Raw genomic sequence first — 23,330 nt, 5'->3', positions numbered from 1 at the left:
ATGGCTGTGGGGTGCGGTGTCACGTCTTGGGATGACGCGTCACGTCGTCATGGGTGTGGCATCGCCTCCTCGTTCGCGTGCTGAGGCGTCGCATCGGCGTCACTTCAGGCCGCTGGTCGCGATGCCCTCGACGAGCAGGCGTTGTGTGACCAGGAAGAAGCCGACGATCGGCGCGATGGACAGCGTCGCCATCGCCAGCAGGGGACCGAATGCCGACTGGCCCGTGGCGTCGACGAAGTTGTTCAAGCCCTGGGCGACCGTCCACATGTCCGGGCGGCTCAGATACAGCAGCGGCCCGAGGAAGTCGTTCCAGGTGAAAATGAAGGTGAACATCGCCACGGTGCCCATCGCCGGCAATGACAGCGGCACGATGATGCGGCGGAAGATGCCCCAGTACCCGCATCCGTCGATCCGCGCGGCGTCATCCATTTCGCGCGGTAATACCCGGATGAACTGCACCATCAGGAAAATGAAGAACGCATCCGTGGCGAGGAACTTCGGTATGACGAGCGGCAGGATGGTGTTGATCCACTGCAGCTCACTGAACATGATGTACTGCGGCACGAGCGTGACGTGGTACGGGAGCAGCAGGGTCCCCAGCATGATCGCGAACAGGACCCGTTTGAACGGGAAATCCAGTCGTGCGAAGGCGTATGCGGCGAGCATGCAGGCCACCACGTTCCCGACGACGGACAGCCCGGTGATCACCAGCGAGTTGAGGAAGTACCGGGAGAAACTGAACTGTCCGCTGGTCCATCCCTCGGTGTAGTTGTCCAGGGTGAAGTTCGACGGCCAGATCCCCAGCGTGGTGAAGACCTCGTTGTTCGGCCGGAAGGACGCACCGACCATCCAGAACAGCGGGTACAGCATGATCGCGATTACGGTCAGCAACATCGCGTGACGGACGACCGCGCGGCCGAGCGGGCTCCGGACCGGCGTGCGGCCGAAACGCAGCCGGGGGGCCCGTGGCGGTGTGCGGGTGGCGGGGGTGTACGTGGCACGGCTCATCGTTCGTCTCCGTAGAAAACCCAGTAGCGGGCGGACGCGAACAGCAGGGCGGTTCCGATTCCGAGTGCGACCACCAATACCCACGCCATCGCCGAGGCGTAGCCCATCTCCAGCCGGGTGAAGCCCTGCTCGTACAGATAGAGCGTGTAGAAGAGCGTCGAGTTGGCGGGGCCGCCCGTGCCCTCGCTGATCACATACGCGGGAGTGAACGCCTGGAACGCGTTAACCGTGGTCAGGAGTATGTTGAAAAAGATCAGCGGAGTGAGCATCGGCAGCGTGATGCTCCGGAACTGGCGGATCTTCCCGGCTCCGTCCACGGCGGCCGCCTGGTAATACTCCGTGGGGATCTGTCTCAAGCCCGCCAGGAAGATGATCATCGTCGCGCCGAACGTCCAGATGTTGAGGACGATCAGCGTGTACAGCGCGGTGTCCGGGCTGCCGATCCAGCTGCCCATGTGGATACCGATCCGGTCCAGCACCGCGTTGACGGCGCCCTGATCCCCGAATACCTGCCGCCACAGGATCGCGATCGCGACGCTGGAGCCGAGCAGTGACGGCAGGTAGTACGCCGCACGATAGGCGGAGAGCAGGCGGAAGCCTTTGTTCAGCGCGAGCGCGACGGCCAGTGAGACGATCAGCACGCCAGGGACGCTGAACAGGACATATGTCAGCGTGACGCCAACGGAGGCGATCCAGCGTGGGTCACTGAACAGCTGGGCGAAGTTGTCGAACCCGACCCATCGTGGCGCGGTCAGCAGGTCGTAATCGGTAAAGGACAGGTAGAGCGACGCCACCATTGGGCCGATGGTGAGGAACAGCAGGCCGGCCAGCCAAGGTGAGAGGAACAGGTAGCCGGCGACGGCCTCGCCGGGCGCTCGCCGTCGCTGTCGCCGTCGGTGACTCAGCGACGGCGTGGCCTGGTCCGACGTGCTGGCCCGGGCACGGGTTGAGTCCGTGATCGACATGCCTACTCCTTTCGGTATCTGTCCGGGCCGTCGCTCCCGGCGATCGTCGGGCCGCGCGGTTGCGCCGACGAGCGCGCGTGCACTTCGACGCGATCCGCCATCACGTCGGAGAGGAGGGTGGCAAGGGGCAGGTCCAGCCCTGCCCCTCGTGCCGCCTGCAGAATTTCCACCAGGTCCTTGCGCCATGGCCGGTCCTCGACCCGGGTTCCGCCACGGTCATAGGCCGCGGCGACGCGGTCGAAGAATCCCCAGCTGCGTGCCGCCCAGGAGTCTCCCGTGCTGGTCGCTGTGGCGTCGAGGATCGCCCGTTCCCCGACGCCGTAGGCGGTGGCAAGGTCCAGCGCTTCGTGTACACCGAGCAGCGAGGCGAACATCATCAGCTGGTTGGCGAGTTTGGTCGCGGCGCCGGCGCCTGGAGGACCGAGGTGGTGGATCTCCGAGGCGACGGTGTCCAGCAACGGCCGGGCTCGCGCGAGGTGTTCGAGTTCGGCGCCCGCCATCAGCGTGAGCTCGCCGCGGAGCGCGCGCTCGTCGCCGCCGCTGACCGGTGCGTCGAGGAACGCGATCTCGCGCTCGGCGGCGAGTCCGGCCAGTCGTCGGGCGCTGGACGGTAGCACCGTACTGTGCACGATGACGGACGAGCCGGGTGCCAGGCCTGTCAGGAGTCCACCGTCTACGAGCACACTCTCGACGGCCGCGTCGTGGGAGACGGCGATCGACACCGCGTCGCAGCCGTGCAGGTCGAGCGGGCCGGAGGCCGCCGTGGCCCCGTCGGCGAGCACCGGCTCGACCTTCGACGGCACAGCGTCGAGTACGGTGACCGACCAGCCGCCGGCACACAGCGCGCGCGCCATCGGCTGGCCGAGATTGCCGAGACCGACGAACCCGATGTGCGCGCGGCCCGGATCGAGCACCGACGTCATGGTCAGCGGACCGTGTCGTCGAGCGGCCAGCCGAGCTTCTCGTAGAGCTTGCGCCGACCGGCCTTGTCGTTCTCCAGCTCTTGGCGGGCGTAGCGGGCGACGGTCTCGGCGTGCTCGACGGGCACCGCGATGACGCCGTCCCCGTCGGCGACCACGACGTCGCCCGGACGGATCAGCACGCCGCCGATATTCACCGGAACCTGCGTGGTGTCGAACTCGACGCGGCCTTGCACCATCTTCTGCACTCGCAACCGGCAGAACGTGGGGACGCGCTGGTGAACACACTCGTCCCGGTCGCGGACACCGCCACTGGTGACGACACCGGTGGCGCCGGCCGCGTACCACTCCAGCGAGTTGTTCGATCCGACCTCGCCGACGTCCAGGCCGGCGGACTCGATGACGACCATCTCGCCTGCCTGGAGGTTGTCGGTCAGCGGCCGGGAGCTGTAGAGCTCGCGGTACCAGTAGTTGTAGGCCCAGTCGGTGTAATCCTCGGGTGGCATCGACGGCACCGACTTCTCGGAGGGCTTCATCCGGACGGTGTGTGCGACTCCGACCGCGTACGCGCCCTGGAAGAGCGGCGCGATGTCGGGTGAGACCGTGCCTTTGTGGTGCAGGCCCACCCAGTCCATGCCGTCGCGTACGTCCGCGACGCGCAGCCCTTCGAACAGCGCGACCAGTTCCTTCGTCGTCATGTGCAGCCCCTTCCTGGCTGGGATCGCCGAAACCCACGGCGTGTTTCGGTGCCGTTAGGCGTGGTGTTGGACTATTGTCTACAATAGTTTGTATGCTGTGGCAAGGGTTGATCTGAAAACGATCTGCGGGATGATCATCCCTAGGGCCGGTCGTGCGGGAATGGGCCGACCGGATCGTGCGGGATGGTCCGCGGCGACAGCCAGGGACGCGCGGCTCATATGAGGCGTGGGCATGGATGAGAAAGGTGGACCATGGTGTCGGGGATGAGTCAGGTGGATGATGCAACCGGTTTGGGCCGGTTGGAGCCGAAGAGTCTGGTGCAACTCGCCGCGGACGCCGTGCGGAAGAAGATTCTCGCGGGCGACCTCGAGCCGGGCGAACGGCTGATCGAGGAGCGGCTGACGAAGGAACTCGGCATCAGCCGGCCCCCGTTGCGGGAAGCGCTGCGCCTGCTGCAGCAGGAAGGGCTCGTCGTCAACCAACCGCGGCGCGGTTCCACCGTGGTGGAGCTGACCAGCGAAGACGTGTACGAGATCCTGACTCTGCGGTCCGGGCTGGAACGGATGGCGGTGGAACTCGGCGTGCCGGTTCAAGACCCGGCACGGCTGGAAGTGTGCCGGCAGGCACTGGCACGGATGCGGGCGTGCGCACAGGCAGAGGATCGCGGTGGCCTGGTGGAGGCGGGCTATGCCTTCCACGCGTCGATCGTCGCGCTGGCCGGTCACGGTCGCCTGAGCGCCATGTACAACTCGCTGTACCAGCAACTCCTCCTTTGCATGGCCCGCAATCTCTACGTCCGGGAACGGTTCTACGAGGACCTGGAGACGCACGTCGACCGTCACCAGGAGCTTCTCGACGTCGTGGAGAGGGGCGACCCGAAAGCGGTGCTCGAGGCGCTGGCCGCACACGGCGAGCGTTCCTTCTCGTCCATGTGACCGGCTGCCCGGAGATTCGGCCAATGAGCGAACGTGCCCGAACGGTCCTGATCACCGACTGCGACATGGGGGAAGCGACATTCGAGCGCGCCGTGCTCGAACCGGCGGGCTTCGACGTGGTGCACGAGAGGTGCCGGACCGAGGACGAGATCATCGACGCGGCCCGAGCCACCGGCGCGTGCGCCCTCTTGGTGCAGTACGGTCCGATCACCCGTGGCGTTCTGGAATCCTGCCCCGACGTGCGGGTGGTGGCGCGGTACGGCGTGGGCATGGACAACGTCGACGTCGACGCAGCGGCCGAGCTCGGCGTCGAAGCCCGCAATGTGCGCGGGTACGGTTCGGCCGAAGTCGCTGACCAGGCGATGGCGTTGCTGTTGCCGCTGCTCCGCCGGGTGCCGGCCTGGTCGCAGCCGGTGCGTGCGGGTGAATGGCCGGTCCGCGGCGACGTGCCCGACCCGCGCGAGCTGCTGACGTGCGCACTTGGGCTATTCGGATTCGGCGCCGTCGCCCAGGCGGTGGCGGCCCGGGCGAAGGCCTTCGGCATGACCGTGGTCGCGCACGATCCGTATGTCGACGGGTCGGCAGCCGGGGAGGCCGGTGTCGAGATGGTGAGCTGGGACGATCTGTGGGAACGCAGTGACGCGGTCAGCGTGCACGCCCCGCTGACCGAGAAGACGCGGGGGACGGTCGACCGGCGTGTCCTCGCATCGCTCGGACCGGACGGGATCCTGGTCAACACGGCGCGCGCGGGGCTGGTCGACCGCCCGTCGCTCGAACGTGCGCTGGATGCGGGTGACGTGACCGGGGTCGGGCTGGACGTGTGGTGGGAGGAACCGGCGCACCCGGATGATCCGCTGCTGGCCGACCCGCGCGTGCTGACGACGCCTCACGTAGCGTGGATCTCGCCCGGTTCAGTGCAGCGGCTACGGACGGCGGCAGCACAGATCGCGCGTAACGTCCTGCAGAAGGAGCGTGGGAACGCTCACAATGCGGGGCACAACACGGTGGCAGGTTGATCTTCACGGAACGGAGACGGACGCGATGAGCTCGCTGGTACAGGTCGAACTTGATGGTGAACGGGTGTGGGCGGTCCAGCGTGACGGTCGGCTCTCCCGGCTGGGCGTGTCGCTTGCGGAGCTACTCGCGCTGCCGTTCGACGATGCCCGTCGTCGGTGCGAGGACGCGACGGAGGCCAGCGACGCGCTCGACGGGGCCCGCCGGTTGCCCCCGGTGGACCGGCAGGAGGTCTGGGCGTCCGGGGTGACGTACCTGCGCAGCCGCCAGGGAAGGGTCGAGGAATCCGGCCACGCGGACGTCTACGACCGGGTGTACGACGCGGACCGGCCGGAGCTGTTCCTCAAGTCCACGCCCGAGCGCGTCGTCACCGATGGCGAGGCGGTCGGGATCCGCGCCGACTCGGGCTGGGACGCCCCCGAGGCCGAGCTGGGCTTGGTGCTGAACAGCTCGGGTGAGATCTTCGGCTACGTCGTCGGCAACGACATGAGCAGCCGGTCTATCGAGGGCGACAACCCGCTGTACCTGCCGCAGGCCAAGGTGTACGAGCGTGCCTGCGCGCTCGGCACGGAGATCGTGCCGGTGTGGGAGGCCGGGGACGGCCCGTTCGACATCTCGCTGCGGATCGAGCGCGGCGGGGAGGTCGTGTTCAGCGGCAAGACCTCGACGGACCAGATGCGCCGGCAGCTACCCGAGCTGGCCGGCTGGCTGTTCCGGGCGCTGGAGCATCCCGTCGGCGCCGTCCTGCTCACCGGTACGGGCATCGTGCCGGAACGGGACTTCACCCTGGCCGAGGGCGACGTCGTCACGATCGACATCGCCGGCGTCGGCACCCTGACCAACCCCGTCACCGTCGTCGGCACCCGATGATCATGAACAGTAACCGTCCTATGTGCACGGTTACTGTTCATGATCATGGGGGTTTACTCGTACATCGGGGACTGGCCGAGTGACGACCAGTGCTCGTTGAGCCGGTTCAGCTCCTCCATGTGCTCGTCGCTGATCTCGAAGTCGAAGACGTCCAGGTTCTCGGCCAGGTGCGCCGGGTCGTTCGCCTTCGGGATCGGCACCACGCCGAGCTGCAGGTCCCAGCGGATCAGCAGTTGTGCCGGGGTCTTGTCGTAGCTCGCCGCGATCTCGTTCAGCCGGCGGTCGTCGAGACGCTCGGTCCGGGTGAGCGGGCTGTAGGCCTGGATCACGATCTCCCGGTCGCGGCAATAGTCGAGCATGTGGGAGTTCCAGCCGAACGGTGTCCACTCGATCTGATTCACGGCCGGGACCTCGCCGCTGGCATCGACGAGCTCTTCGAGCTGGTCCACGGAGTAGTTGCTCACACCGATGTCCCGCGTCAGCCCGTCCTCGCGTGCCCGGATGAGGCCTTCCCAGAGCTCATGGCCCGGCGAGCGCCCCGGCGGCCGGTGGATGAGCATGAGATCGACGTAGTCGAGGTCGAGCTCGTCAAGGTCGCGGACGGTGCCGTCGTACGCATCCTCGTTCTCCTCGACCTTGGTGACGATGTACACGTCCTCGGGCCGGGTACCGCTGCGGTGCATCGCCTCGCCGATAGCGGGTTGGGTGCCGTAGTCCACCGCGGTGTCGATCATCGGATAGTCCATCTCCAGCGCCTGCTGGACGGTACCGGTGGTGTCCTTGGTGAGCTGCCAGGTGCCCAGTCCGATGACCGGCATCTGGCTGCCCGTACGCAACGGGACGGTCGAGCGGACGTCCATGCTTCTCTCCTGCCGTGGCGGAGTGGGGTGGGGACACGTTCCGTTGTTGCCATCGGCCGCCGATCCAAACGGGGTGTCCGGCCCGCGGTCCTACAGTGGAGGCGTGGGGCGACTCGATATCGCGGAGTGCCGTCGGCGGGTGACGACGAGCCGAGTGGCGCGCCTGGCCACCACCGGAGCCGACCAGCGTCCGCACCTGGTGCCGGTGACCTTCGCGCTCGACGAGGAGCGGCTCGTCGTCGGGATCGACCAGAAGCCGAAGTCCACGATGAAGCTGCGACGGCTGCGCAACATCGCGGAGAATCCGCAGGTCGCCGTCCTCTGTGATGAGTACGACGAGGACTGGACACAGTTGTGGTGGGTCCGGATGGACGGGCGCGCCGCAGTCGTCGAGGACGGGCCGGTGCGCGAGCACGCCATACAGCTGCTCGTCGCCAAGTACCCGCAGTACTCCGACGACGCCGCGCCGCGCGGCCCGGTGATCGTCGTCGACGTCGAACGCTGGTCCGGCTGGGCGTATGCGGCCTAGCGCCGGCCGGCCTGGGGCGCGCCGCCGCTGCGTACGGCAGTGACCACGACGACCGTCTCGTGCACCGTGAAGCTCCCGCCTCTCCTGTCGACGGCCGCGCCCACGGAGGCGAGCACGGCCGTGACCGCGTCCGCGGGGAGCCGGGTCAATGCGCCGGACGTGGGAAGCGCGTCCAGCCACTGCTCCCGGGTGTAGACCCGTTCCTGGTCGAACCGCCATTGCTCAGGCTCGTCGAATGATCCTGCCTCGCGGATGCCGTCGGCTGCGGTGGTGAACAGCGCCTGGTAACCGTCCAGTGCGTTCGACCCGGCATCGAGGGTGAACGGTGCGTCCGGCGCTGCCTGCCGGTACGCCGTGGCGAAGGCCGCGACCACGTCGGTGGGCGGTTGGGCGACGTGCCAGAACGCCGCGATCCGGCCGCCCGGCCGGAGTACGTCCGCCGCCTTGCGCGCGCCCGATACCGGATCCACCCAGTGCCATGCGGTCCCGGAGATGACCACGTCGAACGTCCTGCCGGCGGTTTCCCAGGCCTCGAACGTGGCCACCTCGGTCTGCACGCCGCCGCGCCGGGCGAAGTCAGCCATCCGCGCGTCGGGTTCGATGCCGAGCACGCGGCAACCGGCTGCCTGGAATTGGCGGGCCTCGATGCCGGTGCCGGATCCGACGTCGAGCACGTCCGAACCGGGACTGGCGGCGACGATCCGCGTGACCATGGCGTCCGGATAGCGGGGCCGGGCGCGGTCATAGCGTTCGACGTCCACGCCGAACGACTCGGCTATCTGCCGTGCTTGATGGGGCTGAGGATCAGGTGCGGGCCGGGAGGCTTGCTCCCGCTGTTCCGGGCTAGTGGGCATGTGCCCACTATGAGTGGGCGTATGCCCACTCGTCAAGCGCGGCGGTACGATGCGCAGATGACGCGAGAGGAGGCCACGTGCCGACGGGGGTAGCCATGCGCGACGCCCGCCGGCAGCTGTTCGATGCCGCGGAGCGCGTTCTGCTCCGAGACGGTCCCACCGCGTTGACCAGCCGAGCGGTCACCACCGAAGCGGGCTGCGCCAAAGGTGTGCTGCACCGGCACTTCAGCGACTTCGACGATTTCCTCGCCGCGATGGTGCTGGACCGCGTCACCTGCATCGAGCGCCAGTCCGAGGCGCTGCACGACGCCTCCGGGGCCGGCACCGTCGCCGGCAACCTTGCCGATGCGCTCGTCGTTCTCTTCGACTCGGTCGCGGTGTCGATCGTCGGCCTGGTCACCTTCCGGGACGGGCTGCGCGCTCGGCTGCGTCAGGTTCGGCCGACCGGTGTACCGGTGCTCGCCGAAGCCACGGACATGATCGCCATGTACCTGAGGGCCGAGCAGGATCAGGGACGCGTGGCGGCGGACGCCGACGTCGACACGCTGGCGCCGACGCTGATCGGGGCAGTGCACCTCCAGTTCGCCGACCGGGAGAGCGGCCCGCCGGACACCGAGGCGGTGCGGAACGTGGTCGCCACCGTACTCGCGGGAGCGTTACCACACTGACGGTGCGTGCGCCTGCTACGTTGATCAACGTGATGCCTGCGCTGTCCCGCCGAGCGCTGTACGCGCTCGCCACGAATGCACGATTCGAGTCGGCGGTCCGGTCGAACCGGGTCACCGAAGACCTCGCGTACACGGCGGCACGTCGATACGTGGCCGGTCGCACCCTCGACGAGGCGCTGAAGACCGTCCAGCGGCTCGTCGACGCCGGCTTCAGCGTCAGCCTCGACCTGTTCGGCGAGGCCAATGACGAGGACGGCGTGCAGCGCGTCGTCGCCGGATACCGCGACGCCGCTGCGGCGCTTCAAGCGGTGAGCGGGGACGTATGCCTGGAGATCGTTCCGTCCAACCTCGGCCTTGACCTTGGCGTGGACTCCTGCCGCCGGCACGTCGAGCAGCTGCTGGAAGTGCTGCCCGCCGGGTCACGGCTGGAGATCAGTGCCGAGGAGCACTGGCGCACGCCCGCCATCATGGACCTGACTCTGGCCCTCGCCGAGGCGGGTGCACCGGTTCTGGCGACGGTACAGGCCAACCTGCGCCGCAGCTCCGGCGACGTCGATCGGCTCCTGGCGGCACAGGTGCCGATCCGTCTGGTGAAGGGCGCATACCTGGAGCAGACCGACGTCGCCTACCCGTGGGGAGAGCAGACCGACACCGCCTACATACGGCTGGCTCACCAAGCCGGCGCAGCGGGCGGCGACGTGGTCGTGGCCACCCATGACCCGGTCATCCGGGAGGCGCTGCTGGCCGCCCTCCCCAGCGCCTCCGTGGAGATGCTGCTCGGCGTCCGGGAGGACGACGCGCGCGCCCTGATCGGCCGCGGCGTTCCGGTGCGCATCTACGCGCCGTACGGTGAGCAGTGGTTCCGCTACTGGATGCGCCGGGTGGCCGAGGCCCAAGGCGGCTGAGGTGCGGCGCCGCGTTCCGGGTCGGCCGCGAGCGTGCGGAAAGCGCGCTTGAACATGCTCCTGACCACGAGCGGGTGGAGCCGCCACACCAGCGCCATGTAGAGGCGGCCGCGGCGATTGTGCACGGTGACCACGGTGGAGAGCGTCACGGCGTGGTCCTCGGTCAGGATCGATGCGCGGAAGTCGAGATGACCGGCGTCGGTTCCGAGCAGGATCTCGTCGCCGTCGCGGTCCACCGTGTCGAAGGCGGTCCGATCGCCCTGCTCGATGCCCACGAGTCGGACCAGCTGGTTGCGGAGCAGCAGTGCCGCACCCACCCAACGCGGCGGATCCCGGAAGATCGCATCCGCCCAGACGGCAGGATCGCGGGGCATGCCCGGGAGCATCGGCAGCTGCCACGCATCTTCGAGCATGACCTCGGCCAGTGCCGCGCGAGCGAGACGGGCGTCGGCGGGGATCGGAACGGCCGTCGGCTTCGGGAACTCGAGAAACCGGCGCAGGAACCTGACCCAGGGCGACCAGCGCGCCGGCTGCCGTACAGTGCCGGTGGCGGCGCGCTCTGCGTTGTCCAGCAGGTCTTCCAGGACGGCGTCGTGTGCCCAGCGAACGGCCAGCGGGACCAAGACGCGCATCGCACCGCGCGGCTGCGCGTCGAGGACGTGACGCACGGTGCAGCGTTGATCGTCGAGAGGTTCGACGGACAACTCGTGGTAACCCTCGATGCCGCCCTCCGGGTGGAATGCGAAGCGTACCCGCCGGCCGGGTTCGTACTCGGTGACCCAGTAACGGATCGGGCCGTGACCGCCGTCCGCACCGACTTGAACCGGCCGGTCCAGCCGCATCGGCACCCACGCGGGCGATGGCCAGAGGCGATCGCCGTCCTGGCCGATCCCGTCGAGGAACGGACCGACCACCGCGGCCGGGGCGTCGATGGTGCGCACGTGGATGTTCCGCATCGTGATCCTCTCCCGCGTGACTGCCGAAGGTCTGACCTGCTCTACGACTCCGTACGGTGGCGTATGGTGCTGCTCCATACGGTACCGTACGGTGAGTGAATACGGAATCGACGAGGGCCGGCGCAGCAGGACGAGGGGGGACTCGTCGGCGATTGTCGGGGGATGACTGGGCACGCGCGGCGCTCACGGCGATCGGCGAAGGCGGCCTGGGCGCGGTCGCGGTGGAGCCGCTCGCAGCCCGGTTGGGCACCACCAAGGGCAGCTTCTACTGGCATTTCGCCAACCGGGAGGCGCTGATCGAGGCGGCGCTGAAGCTCTGGGAACACGAGCACACCGAGTCACTGATCAGCCGCATCGAGGCGGACTCCGATCCTTCAGCACGGCTGCGTCAGCTGTTTGCCCTGGTCGTCGGCTACAGCCGTAACGACAGCATCGAGGTGGCGCTGCTGGCTACAGCCGACCATCCGCTCGTTGCCCCGGTGATGCGACGAGTAACCGAGCGCCGGGTGAGCTACGTCGCGTCCCTCTTCGAGGAACTGGCCGTTCCGCCTGCCGAGGCCCGTCGCCGCGCGCTGCTGGCGGTCAGCGTCTATCTGGGCCACATACAGTTCGCCCACGCCGCACCGGACACGTTGCCGACCGACCCGGACGAGTGGCGCCTCCACATCGAGGAGATGAGCGACACGCTGCTCCCCAAACCGGGACAGACACGGTGATGGGATGCGAGTTCAGGGCGCTATAACGCCCTGAACTCGCATCCCATCCGTCTATGCGGCCTGGTAGGCCGCCTCGATCTCCGCGAGCAAACCGGCAGGATCTTGACGGATCCGCTGCGGCGTCACCGGCAGCACCCGCCAGCCGAGCCTCGCATACTCGGCGCGCCGGCGTTCCGTCCTGCCGGGCGCGTCCCCGAACCCGTGGAACGATCGCGAGTCGACCTCGATCACCAACCTCGCCTCGGGCCAGCATGCGTCCGGGTAGATGCCGCGCGCACCGGGCAACGGACGATTCCACAGCGGCTCCGGGAGGATGGAGCTGGTCCGGATGAGATCTCGCAGCTCGCACTCCGGAGCAGATCGGCACCCGATGTCCAGGTCGTCGAGAACGCGGCGCGCAAGCGCGGTGTGTCGACGCCCGGCTTGATCGAGCGCACGACGTAGCCCGTCCACGGTGCAGGCGTCGCGCTGCACCGCCTCGCACATCAAGGCGCGGACGTTCCGCAGAGCATCGGCGGCGTGGGAACGGCCGCCACGGCAGGCTGGACACCCGTCGTCGTGGGCGCACGTCGCAGACCAGCCGGCCGGTAGCAGGCGGGGCCTGGTGATCGTGTCGACAACGGCGAGGGCGGTCGGCAGCATCGGGATCACCCCAGGGCGTGCCGTCCCCGCGAGTCCATCGGGCGCCTGGTACGACATCGCTATGGAGACCCCCAGGTCGCCGGCTGCCTCGGTATCGATCCAGGAATCGTGGTCGAGGTCCGCGCGAGCATGCCGTGTCACGACGACGAAGCCGTTCGAGCCGACGCGGCGGCGCTGTGGCACCGAGACCAGGATGAGCTCGCTCCGAGCCGGCCCATACCGCAGCCCGTGCATCCAGCATGCCCATGCTCCCGTGATAGCGGCATCGGGACCCGCGTGCAGGATGGCGGCTCGTAGCCGGTGGATGTCACCCAGCGGCCCGGTGAACGTCGCATACACGGCACGTACGACGCGTCGCCATCGACCGCCCGGCCGGGTGGCGTGTTTCCACGCGTCGAGGGACATGCCGGCCGCGAGCGCCTGCTGCCGGGTGACGAGCCCATCCTGGCGGCGGATGACGTGCAGGAGCAGCTCCGGAACCATGGTCGAACAGTGTGCTCATCGCTGCCTCGCTCCGCCAGGCTGAGTGCGTCGGTGTGGATAACTCAGCAGAACTGGCGGCAAGTCTCACTCATTGAGATACGTTGTGGATAACCGGGCACGGGGCTCGCCCGGGTTCGCCTATGTGCCCGGACACGCCGCAGATGAGATGCGTGTTTAGGGCGCTATGACGCACCAAACTCGTATCTCATTGAGGACGGAGCGTGCTCGACGAGGCGGCAGAGCGTGTTGATGCCCTGCAGTTGGCCGACGCCGGCGGCCGGTGCCGTGAGCAGGGCCGGGCTTCCCACCAGGATCGCCAGCGAACGGGCACGGGAGACCGCCACGTTCAACCGGTTCCGGTTCGCCACGAAGTCGATGCCGCGCGGCGCCTCCTCGGCTGAGGATGTGGTCAGCGAGACGATGACGACCGGCGCTTCCTGGCCCTGGAACTTGTCCACGGTTCCGACCCGGGCGCGGCCGTCGAGCCGGTTGATCAGCTGACCCACCTGGGCGTTGTACGGGGCGACGACGAGGATATCGTCCGGCCCCAGCGGCGACGTCTGACCGTCCGCGTCGATCCAGGGGCGCCCGACCAGCCGGTCGACGAGACCCTCGACGACGTCCACCTCCGCATCGCTGCGGACGGAACAACCGGTGTGCTGGACCGGATACCACCTGATGCCGGCACCAGTGAGCGGATCGTCGGCCGCCGTGGCCGCCATGGCCGCCGGTTCCAGGAACCCGTCCGGGGACTCGCCCACATCGAAGAGGGATAGCTGAGCGGTGTCTGCCGACGTGTCGCGCGCCGGAGCGGGAGCCGGATGCGCCGGATCTGGCCGTGCCGGATGTGGCTGGACCGGCTCCTCCGGCGACGCGACGTCGACGCCCACCACCTGGTTCTCCAGGCCGCCGCGGGCGTGCAAGAGGCCGTCGTAGGAGAGCTCGGAGATCGGCGCACAGACGGCGGGATGCATCCGCCACGTGACATCCAGGAACAGGCCGCGGTCCGGCGGCACCGTGTCGTGCTCGCCCAGCACGTGCTCGAGTGCGGACACGCCCGCGCCTTCCGGATGGATGCCCTTGCTGGGCTGGGCGAGCTGACGTGGGTCACCGAGCAGGATGAGCGAGTCCGCGGCGGCTGCGGCGGCGACGGTGTTGGCCAGCGAGAACTGTCCGGCTTCGTCGACGACGAGGGCGTCCACACGCACCTTCTCGCGTGCGAACAGCCACGCGGTTCCGGCCACGAGATTGATCGAGCCGTCGGCGAGCGACGCTTCGATCTCGTCGTTCGAGGCCACCACGGTGACGCGATCGTGCCTGCTGCCGTTGCTCTCGTCGGCCTTCTGGGCGGCACGTACGACGGGGCGTGCGGTGCTGTCGGCGGCCATGACCGCGTCCAGGAGATTGGTGATCGCGCGGTGGCTCAGCGCCGTGATCCCCACGGTCTTGCCGGACCGCAGGAGCTGGATGATCGCATGCGACCCGGCGTACGTCTTCCCCGCTCCGGGCGGCCCCTGCACGGGCAACGCTCCGGTCAGCGCCGGCGCCGCCCGGCACAGCGCGTCCGCTCCAGGCTCTGGTCCCGGCCCCGGACGGCTGCCGGTGGCAGTGGCGACGGCAGTGCCAGTGGTGGTGGCAGCGGTGGCGGTGGCGGAGACGAGGCGTAGCGGCACGTCGTCGGGGAGTCGTGGCGGCAGGCCGAGGAGAAGATCACGGATACCGCGATACGGTCCGTCGGCTTCGATGCCTTGCTCCGCCACCCAGATGCCGACCCTGCGCAACGCCTTCTCCAGCGTCTTCGTCGGCACCGGGCCGGACGGCAGCAACCCGTCCGGATGTGCGTCTTTCCGATCGAGCGAGCGCTTGAGTTCGATCTGTCCGAGGTCGGGGTCGAGCCGTACGACGGTGCTGGTCCCGCCGTCGGCGTCGGCATGCTCCACCTGTTCGCCGATGCGCATCCGGCATTCCTGCGGTGGCATCTGGTAGCGCCACACCCCGGAGCGCTTCTCGGTGCGGACGAGCTCCGGCGAGTGCAGGCCGCCGATGGTAGCCGGGTCCTCCACCAGCTCGTCCAAGCTGAGCATGCGGGTCCGGAAGTACTCCCACCACTCGGCGCGATTCTCCCGCCGGTGCCATTCGAGGAGGTTGACCAGCAGAACGCTGGCCTGCTGGGTCGCCGTGCGGGCGTCGGGATCGTCCGGCACACCGTCGAGCAACCGGGCCTCGATCGCCTCCAGCTCGGGGTCGCGCTCGGCGAGGTGCTGTTCCGGCCCGGTGCCCAGGTCCCCTGGCCGGAGCATGGGACCGGTGACGGCGATCAGCTCGTCTCGACGCTGCTCCAGCCAGTCCCGCAGCCGTCGCGTGCTGACGCAGTCGTCCCGGTTGTAGGCCTCGATGGCGTCGAGGATGGATTGGTCTCGCTCAATGAGCCACCGCTCGTATTCGACGATGCTGGACCCGGCGTCCTTGACCGACGCGCCGGTGCGCGCGTCGGGATCGTAGAACTGCTCCAGCGCCTTGATCGAATAGGACTCGGTCCCGATGCGCAGGCCCTGCCGGACGACGGCGTACAGGTCGACGAGACGCTCGCCGCGGAGCAACGCGTCCACCTCGTCCACCCGGGTGGAGTAACGCTGAGAGAGCGTCTTCAGTCGGCTCGGCTCGTACGGGGCGTAGTGGTACACGTGCATACCCGGGTGCTGCTCCCAGGTCTGCATGATGTGGTCGACGACGTGTTCGAACGCGCGTCGCTCGGCGTCGGCATCGTGAGCCCACCAGGCGGTGAAGGCGTCCCGGGCGTCCGAGATGCCCCACAGGTATTCGATGCCGTGATCGCCGAAGAAGGGGTCGCCCTCCAGGTCCAGGAACAGGTCGCCGTCGTCCGGCTCCGGCAGCATGGCCAGGCCGCGTCCCGGCTCCGGAGGGGTGATCAGGTCGTATGGCGGCACCTGCTGGGCGCGCGCACCGACCTGCAACCGGGCCTGCGCCGCCAGCCTGCGTCTGGTGGCGGCCCCGATGCCGGTGATGGCCGCCAGCGCGTCGTCGTCGGTGGCGGCGAGCTCTTCCACTGTGGTGACGCCGGCGTCGTGGAAGGCGTCGCGCTGGTCGCGGCGGAGGAACGGAACGAGGACGAGGTCGTCGTCGGCGCGCCACTGCTCCTCGCAGGTATCCGCCCACGGACAGATGGCACAATGCGCGATCCGGACCGGGTACGTGTCCGGCGGGTCCGCCAGCCACGTCTCGAACTCGCGCATCGCGTGGCGGGTGTATGCGGCGACGTCGACGTACGGGACGCTGACGCTTTCCGAGGTGCCCAGGATGACAGTGAGCGTTTCGGGCGGGACGCCCTGCAGCTGTTCCAGCCGCTGGGCGTAGACGGCCATCTGCAGCAGAGCGGACGCCTTGACGTGCTTGGCGAGTTTGGTGTCGGCGATGTCATAGGACCATGCGCCGAGGTGACTCGGGCGGGCGTCGTTGCGGATCAGGAAGTCGGCGTGGCCGCGCCAGCGTCCGTCGTAGAAAGTGGCCTGGAAGATGCGGTCGGCGCCGTCCTTCATCGCGGCGACGGTGAGCTCCTCGGCCTCGGCCGGACCTGACCCGCGGGGAATCTCTACGACGCGGTGCGCCGCCGACATCTCCGCCAGCACGGCCGCCTCGTGTGCGTCGCCGCGGGTGCGAACCACCTGCGCACTGGCGTCGTCATTGTGGGGGCGTGGCCGTCGGCCCTCGGCGACATCGCGGTTGAGCGTGGTGAGATGCGGGCACTCGAGGTGCGCCACGAGGTCCGTCGGGCTGAGCACGAGATGCTCCGTGCCGGCGAGGTACATGGCTACCACCCCCTTGACGAGGTCAAGCATGCATCATGCCACTGACACAACTCGCCGTCGGCACACGGCTCAACCCGCCTTTGCAATGCACACATATACGCATCATGTCGAGCGTGGAGCCCGCTGCACGCGTATATGTGTGCATTGCAAAGGCGGGTCGAGGGTGGGAGGTTCACGGCGAATACGCCTCGATCGGGGCCGTGGAGTGAGGGTCGGGTGGGAGGCCGTTCAGTGCGGCCGCACCTTGCTGGCGCCGGCATGGAAGCCGAAAGTTTCACGATAGTTCCATGTGAACGCGCACGTCAGACGGTTGCGCACAGTTTCGTCACCCTTGCTGTAGTGACGGTGAGCGGCGTCGTCCGTACCGTGTCGGCCATGATCACTCGTCACCGCCGCCAAGCGATCTTGGCTAGTATGGCCCTGGTGGGAGCCACACTCGTAGTACCGATCGGCGCGGCCCAGGCGCAGGACACACTGCGCGGGGCGGCCGACGCTCAAGGCCTGCGGATGGGAGCCGCAGTCGCCAACGGCCCATTGTCCAGCGATGCACAGTACCGGAACATTCTCGGAACCGAGTTCAACTCGGTCACGGCCGAGAATTCGATGAAATGGGAGTCGCTGCAGCCGAGCCAAGGCCAGTTCACCTTCTCCCAGGGTGACGCGATCGTCGACTTCGCACAGGCCAACAACCAGGCCGTCTACGGACACACACTGGTCTGGCACAACCAGACTCCGAGTTGGGTGCAGAACCTCTCGGGTCAGCAGCTCGACGACGCCATGCAGACGCACATCACCACGGTCTTGGACCACTACGAAGGCCAGGTGGAGGCCTGGGACGTCGCCAACGAGGTGATCGACGACGGCGCCAACCTGCGCAACTCCTTCTGGCTGCAGGGACTTGGCGAGGGCTACATCGCCGACGCCTTCCGATACGCCGACGCCGCCGACCCGAACGCCAAGCTCTACATCAACGACTACAACATCGACGGCATCAACGCGAAGAGCAACGCCTACTACGACCTTGTCTCCGGGTTGCTCAACCAGGGCGTCCCGATCGACGGCATCGGCCTGCAAGCACACATGATCCTCGGTCAGGTACCCAGCTCACTGGAGGACAACATCCGCCGGTTCGCGCAGCTCGGGCTGGAGGTCCGCATCACCGAGCTGGACATCCGCATGGACCTGCCGGTGACCCAGGCCAAGCTGGAACAGCAACGCCAGGACTACGCCGCCGTTGTCGACGCCTGCATGTCGGTCGACGGCTGCGTCGGCGTCACGACCTGGGGTTTCACCGACGCCCACTCGTGGGTTCCGGATCAGTTCGGCGGCCAGGGTGCGGCGCTGCCGTTCGACGAGAACTACAACAAGAAGCCGGCGTACTACGGCATCCTGGACACGCTCGACGGCGGGACGCCGAACGACACGACGCCGCCCACCCAGCCGGGCGCCCCCCAGATATCCGACGTGACCTCGAACTCTGCCTCGCTGACCTGGTCCGCGTCGAGCGACTCCGGGGGAAGTGGGCTCGCCGGGTACTCCGTGTACCGGGAGCAGTCCGGCAACGACCAGCTGCTCGCGTCGCCCTCGACCAACTCGGTGACATTGACCGGCCTGGACCCGCAGACCCAGTACAGCGTCTATGTGGTCGCCCGGGACGGCGCGGGGAACACGTCCAGCCCGTCCACCGCCGCGAGCTTCACGACCCAGGAAGGGCCGGGCGGCGGTGGCGCGTGCGACGTGGAGTACACGGCCAACAACTGGGGCGGCAGCGAGGGTTTCACCGCCTCGGTGACCATCACCAACACGGGATCCAGCCAGCTCAACGGCTGGACGCTCGGGTTCACCTTCCCCGGTGACCAGAGTGTCCGGGAAGGCTGGTCGGCGACCTGGTCGCAGAGTGGCGCCGACGTGACGGCCGAGAGCATCGGCTGGAACGACGCGCTCGCTCCGGGCGGATCCACCACCGTCGGCTTCAACGGCACGTATTCAGGTAGCAACCCCGAACCGACGGAGTTCACGCTCAACGGCGAGCCGTGCTCGGTGAGCTAGCCGGGACCGGACGCTGGGGCGGCGGATCGTCGTACCTGCCCAGCCCAGCACTGCCTCGGCCAACGGGAGGCGGGACGCCGGGAGCCCCGCCTCCCGTATGGGCGTCCCGCGACCGTGCCGTTGCTGAGGGAAGCGATGATTTCCGCCCAGCGCGCGTGTCCGTATATACGACGACGGGCGCCGAAGCCCCGGGAACGCGGCCCGCGTGGAACAGGAGACGTCACCGCGTTGTTGAGGTTCGGCAAGCGTCGAGGTAACGGTTGGCCGACGTCAGGGGGGCGTGCCATGTACTACCTGATCGCACCCGCGCCGATGCGATGGCGCGGACTGACGCTGGAAGTAGCCGGCGGTGATGTCGTCTTCGGGGTAGAAGGATTCGATCGCGAGCTCGGAGACGGTGACGTCGGTGGGGGTACCGAACACGGTGGTCATACTGAACAGTGAGATCACGCCTTCCGCGGTGCGCAGACGCATCGGCACCACCAGCGCCGGCGGCGTGGCGGTACCGGTGCCCACCTGCGATGCGGGTGCGGACGGTGCGGGTGCGGAGTAGCCGCGGAGTTCGGTGAGCAATTGCTCCAGGTGTGGGTCGGCGGTTGCGTCGCAGTCTTGCCGGAGCCGGGTCAGGATGTGCGTGCTCCACTCCGTCAGGTTGACGATGCGCGGCGCCATCCCTTGCGGATGCAGCGTCAGCCGCAGCACGTTGACGGGCGGTTCCAGCAGGAAATCCGCAGATCCGGCAGTGAGCAGGTCAATCGCGTCGTTGGCGGCCACCAGGTTCCATTGCCGGTCGACGACGACGGCCGGATACGGTGTGTGCGCGTCAAGGATGCGGTTGATCGCGTCGTTGACGACGGCCAGCGACGGCTCGGTCAGCGGGCGCTGCGTATACGCCGGCGCGAACCCGGCGCGTAGCAACATGGCGTTCCGGTCCCTAAGAGGGACGTCCAGGCATTCCGTGAGCCGCAGGATCATCGACGCGGTCGGAGTCGACCGACCCGTCTCGATGAAGCTGATGTGCCGCGTGGACACCTCGGCTCGCGCGGACAGCTCGAGCTGCGTGAGTCGCCGTCGTTCGCGCCACGCACGCAACGCCTGGCCGACGGCGGCGGCCGCGTGCGCGGTGGGGTTCGTGGACCGTGTGACGGTCATCGGGTCCCTCCCGGCATGACGTCAGAGGTAATCGACCGGCCGCAACTCCGCGGTGAGGATGGACCTGTCGATGCGCACGGAATGATCGAGAGGACGACTACATGGATAACCGAAACGACGGCCGGCCGGCGCGGGCATACGCGATCGCGCACCTCGGTGAGGTGCGGATGGGTGAGGAGATCGTTTCCTATCTGCGCGGCATCGACGCGACGCTCGCGCCGTTCGGGGGCCGGTTCATCGTGCACGGCGGTGCGCCGACGGTGCTGGAAGGCACGTGGTCGGGCGATCTGGTCATGATCGAGTTCCCGGATCGCGACAGCGCCCTGGCCTGGTACGAGTCGGAGGCTTACCAGAGGATCCTGCCGCTGCGGACGCGCAATGCGAGCGGGCCGGTGATCGTGATGGAAGGCGTCGGGGCGGATCACGTCGCCACGGATATCCTCTCGTCCTAGCCTCGGCGCGGACATCATCCGCGCCGCCGCAACCCGGCAAGGGCGGTCGCCAGTACGGCGTCCGCGTAGGCGTGGGTGAGCGGTCCACTCCGCGTCATCCATCGGTTCATGATCGGACCGAAGATCATTTCCACCGCCACGTCCAGGTCGGCTTCCGGGTCCAGCTCTCCGGCGAGCTGGGCTCGGTGCAGCCGAGCCTTCTTCGCCTGATGCAGTGGCCGTTCCAAGCGCTCGCCGTACTCGGCCGCGAGCTGGGCGTCCTCGACGATCGCAACCGTGAGTGAGCGCATCGGGCGGTCGTAGTGAGGGTCGTTCAGCTCGTCGACGGTGGCGTGCAGGACGGCGCGCAGGTCGGTCTCGAGGTCGCCGGTGTCTGGGAGTTGCAGATCGCCGTCGTCGCCCTGGCTCCAGGTCAGAACCGCGTCCAGCACGACGGCCGCCTTGGAGGGCCACCACCGGTAGATGGTCTGTTTTCCGACGCCGGCGCGCGCGGCGATCGCTTCGATGCTCAGCCGCGAGTACGGGAGTTCCCCGGCGAGTTCGACGGCAGCGGACACGATGGCCTGGTGCGACGTGGGACTCCGGCGAGGTCCTTGGGAGTGGCTTGGCGAGGAGTTCTGGGCGGGCATGGGGACATCGTAGCCGTCTGAGACGAGACGGTTCGTCTTGACTATGCGGCTCCCATCATGGATAGTCGACTCATGCGAGACGGACCGTCTCGTCTCACGATTTGGAGGAATCGCTCATGATCATCGCATCCGGACCGCGGGTATGGCTCATCACCGGTGCCAGTCATGGCCTCGGCTTGGCGTTCGCGCAGGCCGCGCTCGACGCCGGTGACCGCGTGGTCGCCGTCTCGCGAACCATGGACGAGGCGTCGGAGCTGTTCCCCGGCTCGCAGGACCGCGTTCTCCCGCTCGCCGTCGACGTCACCGACCGGGCAGCGGTGTTCACCGCGGTGGACAAAGCCGTCGCTCAGTTCGGCCGGCTCGATGTGGTGGTCAACAACGCCGGAAACATGTGGCTCGGCGCGATCGAGGAATTCACCGAGACCGAGGCCCGAGCACAGATGGAAGTGAACCTGTTCGGGGCGCTCTGGGTCAGTCAGGCGGTGGTGCCGCAGCTCAGGCGTCAAGGCTCCGGCCACATCATCCAGGTCTCCAGCATCGCCGGCCTGGGCGGCTTCTCGACCACTGGGATGTACAGCGCCAGCAAGTTCGCCCTCGAAGGCATGAGTGAAGCGCTCGCCGCGGAAGTGAAGCGGTTCGGTATTTCGCTGACGATCGTCCAACCCGGCGGCTACTGGACCGATCTGTACACGTCGATGCAGACCACCTCCCCGAACGCCGCCTACTCCGAGATGCGGAAAGAGCTTGAACAGCAGTTCAGCGAAGGTAGCGTGGACAGCCCGCCCGAGTTGGCGGCGCGGGCGATCATGACGCTGGTCGACAGTGACGATCCTCCGCTGCGCCTGCTGCTGGGCAGCATGGTCTACGACGTCGCGTTCGACGTGACGAAGCAGCGCATGGCGACCTGGGCGCGGTGGGAGCAGGTCAGCCGGGCCGCTGAACGTGCGATTCCGCAGCCATGACCCGGGCCGCGACTGTTCACGGCGTGGTGACCACCTGTCCGGCCCAGGAGAGTCCGCCGCCGAAGCTGAACAGCAGCACCGGCGACCCGCTGGGAAGGTCGCCGCGCTCCACCAGCTTGGCCAGCGCCAGCGGGACGGATGCCGCCGATGTGTTGCCGGAATCCACGACGTCGCGTGCGACGACGGCCTGGTCGGCGTCGAGCTGCCGGACCAGCGCTTCGATGATGCGCAGGTTCGCCTGGTGGGTGACGATGCCGCCCAGATCCGCCGGCGTGATCCCGGCGCGCGCACAGGCCTCGCGGGCGATGGGCGCCAGCTCGGTGGTCGCCCACCGGTAGACCGACTGTCCCTCCTGCTGGAAGCGGGGACGCCAGTCGTCGTTGATGCGGACCGTCTGCGCGCGGGTGGGATCAGATCCCCAGACCACTGGGCCGATTCCACCCTCGTCCGACGCCAGGGAGATGATCGCCGCACCGGCGCCGTCGCCGAGCAGGACGCACGTCGACCGGTCGGTCCAGTCCGTCACGTCGCTCATCTTCTCCGCGCCGATCACCAGGGCATGTTGTGCCGCGCCGGCCCGGACCGAATGGTCGGCCGTTGCCAGCGCCGTGCAGAACCCGGCACACCCGTTGTTGAGGTCGAAACACACCGCCGCCGGAATGCCGAGCGTGCCGGCGACCTGGGCCGCGTTGCTCGGACACCGGTCCATGGCCGAGCAGGTGGCGACGACCACCATGCCGATCTCGTCCGGCTGCAGGCCGGCCGAGGACAGCGCCTTCTCCGCCGCAGCGGACGCCATGTCGGCGACCGTCTGATCGCGAGCGATGTGCCGAGTGGCGATGCCGGTGCGTTGACGTATCCAGGCGTCATTGGTGTCCACCATGGTCGCGAGATCGTCATTGGTCAGGACGTGCTCGGGCTGATAGTGGCCCAGCGCTGCGATACGGGTCTGCGACACGATGGCTCCTCGACGGTCGGCAACACCTCGAACCTATAGCGCCCGACTGCGGTGGGCCTAGTGTGGCGTGTCGTTAGTTACTGAATGGTTGGTTTCTGGGACCATGTCGTATGGCGAATCGTCCTGCTCCTGCATTGGCGCTGCGAGATAGTGATCGTGATGAGTTGGTCCGGTTGACTCGCTCGACGGCGGTGCGTGCTGGGCTGGCTCTGCGCGCGCGGATTGTGCTGGCGGCTGCGCGCGGGGAAGCTAACGAGCACATCGCCCAGAGCGTGGG

At 68.1% G+C, this 23,330-nt stretch carries 22 protein-coding genes; 10 read left to right on the top strand and 12 right to left on the bottom strand.

Features of this window, described 5'->3' with window-relative positions; translation table 11 throughout:
- Positions 1–99: 99 nt before the first annotated feature.
- Genes G1H10_RS00110 through G1H10_RS00095 form a run of 4 tightly spaced genes read right to left on the bottom strand, consistent with a single transcriptional unit; the run spans position 100 to position 3,591 of the window.
- Positions 100–1,008 (bottom strand): carbohydrate ABC transporter permease, encoded by a 909-nt coding sequence (locus tag G1H10_RS00110; RefSeq protein ID WP_163730958.1) that lies wholly within the window; start codon positions 1,006–1,008, stop codon positions 100–102.
- Positions 1,005–1,973 carry a carbohydrate ABC transporter permease gene (locus G1H10_RS00105; protein WP_163730956.1) on the bottom strand — a complete coding sequence of 323 codons (969 nt, stop codon included), beginning with the start codon at positions 1,971–1,973 and terminating at the stop codon, positions 1,005–1,007. Before G1H10_RS00105 ends, G1H10_RS00110 begins: the two co-directional genes overlap by 4 nt.
- Before the next feature lie 2 nt (positions 1,974–1,975).
- A complete protein-coding gene (locus G1H10_RS00100) occupies positions 1,976–2,896 on the bottom strand; it encodes an NAD(P)-dependent oxidoreductase (RefSeq protein ID WP_163730953.1) in 921 nt (306 codons plus the stop codon).
- A 2-nt stretch (positions 2,897–2,898) separates the two neighbouring features.
- Positions 2,899–3,591, bottom strand: a complete 693-nt coding sequence (locus G1H10_RS00095) for an RraA family protein (RefSeq protein ID WP_163730951.1) — start codon at positions 3,589–3,591, stop codon at positions 2,899–2,901.
- A gap of 264 nt (positions 3,592–3,855) precedes the next feature.
- Here G1H10_RS00095 and G1H10_RS00090 point away from each other — a divergent pair, with 264 nt between their 5' ends.
- Genes G1H10_RS00090 through G1H10_RS00080 form a run of 3 tightly spaced genes read left to right on the top strand, consistent with a single transcriptional unit; the run spans position 3,856 to position 6,411 of the window.
- The gene (locus G1H10_RS00090; RefSeq protein WP_163730949.1) at positions 3,856–4,527 is read left to right on the top strand and encodes a GntR family transcriptional regulator; all 672 of its coding nucleotides are present in this window, start codon (positions 3,856–3,858) and stop codon (positions 4,525–4,527) included.
- A 23-nt stretch (positions 4,528–4,550) separates the two neighbouring features.
- Entirely contained in the window at positions 4,551–5,543 is a 993-nt protein-coding gene (locus G1H10_RS00085; RefSeq protein ID WP_163730946.1) for a C-terminal binding protein, read from the top strand.
- A 25-nt stretch (positions 5,544–5,568) separates the two neighbouring features.
- Entirely contained in the window at positions 5,569–6,411 is an 843-nt protein-coding gene (locus G1H10_RS00080) for a fumarylacetoacetate hydrolase family protein (RefSeq protein WP_163730944.1), read from the top strand.
- A 53-nt stretch (positions 6,412–6,464) separates the two neighbouring features.
- Here the strand turns inward: G1H10_RS00080 and G1H10_RS00075 are convergent, their stop codons facing one another.
- Entirely contained in the window at positions 6,465–7,271 is an 807-nt protein-coding gene (locus G1H10_RS00075) for an aldo/keto reductase (protein WP_216852740.1), read from the bottom strand.
- Positions 7,272–7,374: 103 nt separating this feature from the next.
- Between G1H10_RS00075 and G1H10_RS00070 the strand changes: the two genes are divergently transcribed.
- A complete protein-coding gene (locus tag G1H10_RS00070; RefSeq protein ID WP_216852739.1) occupies positions 7,375–7,800 on the top strand; it encodes a TIGR03668 family PPOX class F420-dependent oxidoreductase in 426 nt (141 codons plus the stop codon).
- Here G1H10_RS00070 and G1H10_RS00065 read toward each other — a convergent pair.
- Positions 7,797–8,654 (bottom strand): class I SAM-dependent methyltransferase, encoded by an 858-nt coding sequence (locus tag G1H10_RS00065; RefSeq protein WP_163730939.1) that lies wholly within the window; start codon positions 8,652–8,654, stop codon positions 7,797–7,799. The genes G1H10_RS00070 and G1H10_RS00065 overlap by 4 nt on opposite strands.
- A gap of 77 nt (positions 8,655–8,731) precedes the next feature.
- Here G1H10_RS00065 and G1H10_RS00060 point away from each other — a divergent pair, with 77 nt between their 5' ends.
- Positions 8,732–9,322 (top strand): TetR/AcrR family transcriptional regulator, encoded by a 591-nt coding sequence (locus G1H10_RS00060; protein ID WP_163730936.1) that lies wholly within the window; start codon positions 8,732–8,734, stop codon positions 9,320–9,322.
- A gap of 2 nt (positions 9,323–9,324) precedes the next feature.
- Positions 9,325–10,227, top strand: a complete 903-nt coding sequence (locus G1H10_RS00055) for a proline dehydrogenase family protein (protein WP_163730934.1) — start codon at positions 9,325–9,327, stop codon at positions 10,225–10,227.
- Here the strand turns inward: G1H10_RS00055 and G1H10_RS00050 are convergent.
- Positions 10,188–11,183: a DUF2867 domain-containing protein gene (locus tag G1H10_RS00050; RefSeq protein WP_163730931.1), complete on the bottom strand. Its 996-nt coding sequence runs from the start codon at positions 11,181–11,183 to the stop codon at positions 10,188–10,190. The two genes, G1H10_RS00055 and G1H10_RS00050, sit on opposite strands and share 40 nt — an antisense overlap.
- 95 nt (positions 11,184–11,278) lie before the next feature.
- On the opposite strand from G1H10_RS00050, the gene G1H10_RS00045 reads away from it, so the two are divergent.
- Entirely contained in the window at positions 11,279–11,899 is a 621-nt protein-coding gene (locus G1H10_RS00045; protein WP_163730928.1) for a TetR/AcrR family transcriptional regulator, read from the top strand.
- A gap of 51 nt (positions 11,900–11,950) precedes the next feature.
- Here G1H10_RS00045 and G1H10_RS00040 read toward each other — a convergent pair whose 3' ends face one another.
- Together G1H10_RS00040 and G1H10_RS00035 are read right to left on the bottom strand one after the other, a co-directional pair.
- The gene (locus tag G1H10_RS00040) at positions 11,951–13,024 is read right to left on the bottom strand and encodes a putative endonuclease domain-containing protein (RefSeq protein ID WP_163730924.1); all 1,074 of its coding nucleotides are present in this window, start codon (positions 13,022–13,024) and stop codon (positions 11,951–11,953) included.
- 182 nt (positions 13,025–13,206) lie between these two features.
- On the bottom strand, positions 13,207–16,881 hold the full coding sequence (locus G1H10_RS00035) for a TM0106 family RecB-like putative nuclease (protein ID WP_163730921.1): 3,675 nt from the start codon (positions 16,879–16,881) through the stop codon (positions 13,207–13,209).
- A 384-nt stretch (positions 16,882–17,265) separates the two neighbouring features.
- On the opposite strand from G1H10_RS00035, the gene G1H10_RS00030 reads away from it, so the two are divergent.
- On the top strand, positions 17,266–18,900 hold the full coding sequence (locus tag G1H10_RS00030) for an endo-1,4-beta-xylanase (protein WP_281354056.1): 1,635 nt from the start codon (positions 17,266–17,268) through the stop codon (positions 18,898–18,900).
- Between the two features lie 270 nt (positions 18,901–19,170).
- On the opposite strand, the gene G1H10_RS00025 is transcribed toward G1H10_RS00030, so the two are convergent.
- The gene (locus tag G1H10_RS00025) at positions 19,171–20,052 is read right to left on the bottom strand and encodes a helix-turn-helix domain-containing protein (protein ID WP_163730916.1); all 882 of its coding nucleotides are present in this window, start codon (positions 20,050–20,052) and stop codon (positions 19,171–19,173) included.
- Between the two features lie 101 nt (positions 20,053–20,153).
- Between G1H10_RS00025 and G1H10_RS00020 the strand changes: the two genes are divergently transcribed.
- A complete protein-coding gene (locus G1H10_RS00020) occupies positions 20,154–20,504 on the top strand; it encodes a DUF1330 domain-containing protein (protein ID WP_163730913.1) in 351 nt (116 codons plus the stop codon).
- A 14-nt stretch (positions 20,505–20,518) separates the two neighbouring features.
- Here the strand turns inward: G1H10_RS00020 and G1H10_RS00015 are convergent, their stop codons facing one another.
- The gene (locus G1H10_RS00015; protein ID WP_163730910.1) at positions 20,519–21,133 is read right to left on the bottom strand and encodes a TetR/AcrR family transcriptional regulator; all 615 of its coding nucleotides are present in this window, start codon (positions 21,131–21,133) and stop codon (positions 20,519–20,521) included.
- Between the two features lie 116 nt (positions 21,134–21,249).
- Between G1H10_RS00015 and G1H10_RS00010 the strand changes: the two genes are divergently transcribed.
- The gene (locus tag G1H10_RS00010) at positions 21,250–22,095 is read left to right on the top strand and encodes an SDR family NAD(P)-dependent oxidoreductase (RefSeq protein ID WP_163730908.1); all 846 of its coding nucleotides are present in this window, start codon (positions 21,250–21,252) and stop codon (positions 22,093–22,095) included.
- A gap of 16 nt (positions 22,096–22,111) precedes the next feature.
- Here the strand turns inward: G1H10_RS00010 and G1H10_RS00005 are convergent, their stop codons facing one another.
- On the bottom strand, positions 22,112–23,053 hold the full coding sequence (locus G1H10_RS00005) for a beta-ketoacyl-ACP synthase III (protein ID WP_163730905.1): 942 nt from the start codon (positions 23,051–23,053) through the stop codon (positions 22,112–22,114).
- Between the last annotated feature and the right edge of the window lie 277 nt (positions 23,054–23,330).

This window comes from Phytoactinopolyspora halotolerans (genome assembly GCF_010550675.1).
Lineage (GTDB): Bacteria > Actinomycetota > Actinomycetes > Jiangellales > Jiangellaceae > Phytoactinopolyspora > Phytoactinopolyspora halotolerans.
The sequence above is the reverse complement of the archived record's forward strand: the minus strand, read 5'-3'. Positions and strand labels throughout refer to the sequence as shown.

Coding starts and splice junctions, on each gene's coding strand:
- G1H10_RS00065 (WP_163730939.1), bottom strand. CDS start 8,654: ATGCCCACTAGCCCGGAACAGCGGGAGCAAGCCTCCCGGCCCGCACCT.
- G1H10_RS00095 (WP_163730951.1), bottom strand. CDS start 3,591: ATGACGACGAAGGAACTGGTCGCGCTGTTCGAAGGGCTGCGCGTCGCG.
- G1H10_RS00020 (WP_163730913.1), top strand. CDS start 20,154: ATGGATAACCGAAACGACGGCCGGCCGGCGCGGGCATACGCGATCGCG.
- G1H10_RS00085 (WP_163730946.1), top strand. CDS start 4,551: ATGAGCGAACGTGCCCGAACGGTCCTGATCACCGACTGCGACATGGGG.
- G1H10_RS00035 (WP_163730921.1), bottom strand. CDS start 16,881: ATGCTTGACCTCGTCAAGGGGGTGGTAGCCATGTACCTCGCCGGCACG.
- G1H10_RS00080 (WP_163730944.1), top strand. CDS start 5,569: ATGAGCTCGCTGGTACAGGTCGAACTTGATGGTGAACGGGTGTGGGCG.
- G1H10_RS00110 (WP_163730958.1), bottom strand. CDS start 1,008: ATGAGCCGTGCCACGTACACCCCCGCCACCCGCACACCGCCACGGGCC.
- G1H10_RS00010 (WP_163730908.1), top strand. CDS start 21,250: ATGATCATCGCATCCGGACCGCGGGTATGGCTCATCACCGGTGCCAGT.
- G1H10_RS00090 (WP_163730949.1), top strand. CDS start 3,856: ATGAGTCAGGTGGATGATGCAACCGGTTTGGGCCGGTTGGAGCCGAAG.
- G1H10_RS00075 (WP_216852740.1), bottom strand. CDS start 7,271: ATGGACGTCCGCTCGACCGTCCCGTTGCGTACGGGCAGCCAGATGCCG.
- G1H10_RS00040 (WP_163730924.1), bottom strand. CDS start 13,024: ATGGTTCCGGAGCTGCTCCTGCACGTCATCCGCCGCCAGGATGGGCTC.
- G1H10_RS00025 (WP_163730916.1), bottom strand. CDS start 20,052: ATGACCGTCACACGGTCCACGAACCCCACCGCGCACGCGGCCGCCGCC.
- G1H10_RS00050 (WP_163730931.1), bottom strand. CDS start 11,183: ATGCGGAACATCCACGTGCGCACCATCGACGCCCCGGCCGCGGTGGTC.
- G1H10_RS00100 (WP_163730953.1), bottom strand. CDS start 2,896: ATGACGTCGGTGCTCGATCCGGGCCGCGCGCACATCGGGTTCGTCGGT.
- G1H10_RS00015 (WP_163730910.1), bottom strand. CDS start 21,133: ATGCCCGCCCAGAACTCCTCGCCAAGCCACTCCCAAGGACCTCGCCGG.
- G1H10_RS00105 (WP_163730956.1), bottom strand. CDS start 1,973: ATGTCGATCACGGACTCAACCCGTGCCCGGGCCAGCACGTCGGACCAG.
- G1H10_RS00030 (WP_281354056.1), top strand. CDS start 17,266: ATGGCCCTGGTGGGAGCCACACTCGTAGTACCGATCGGCGCGGCCCAG.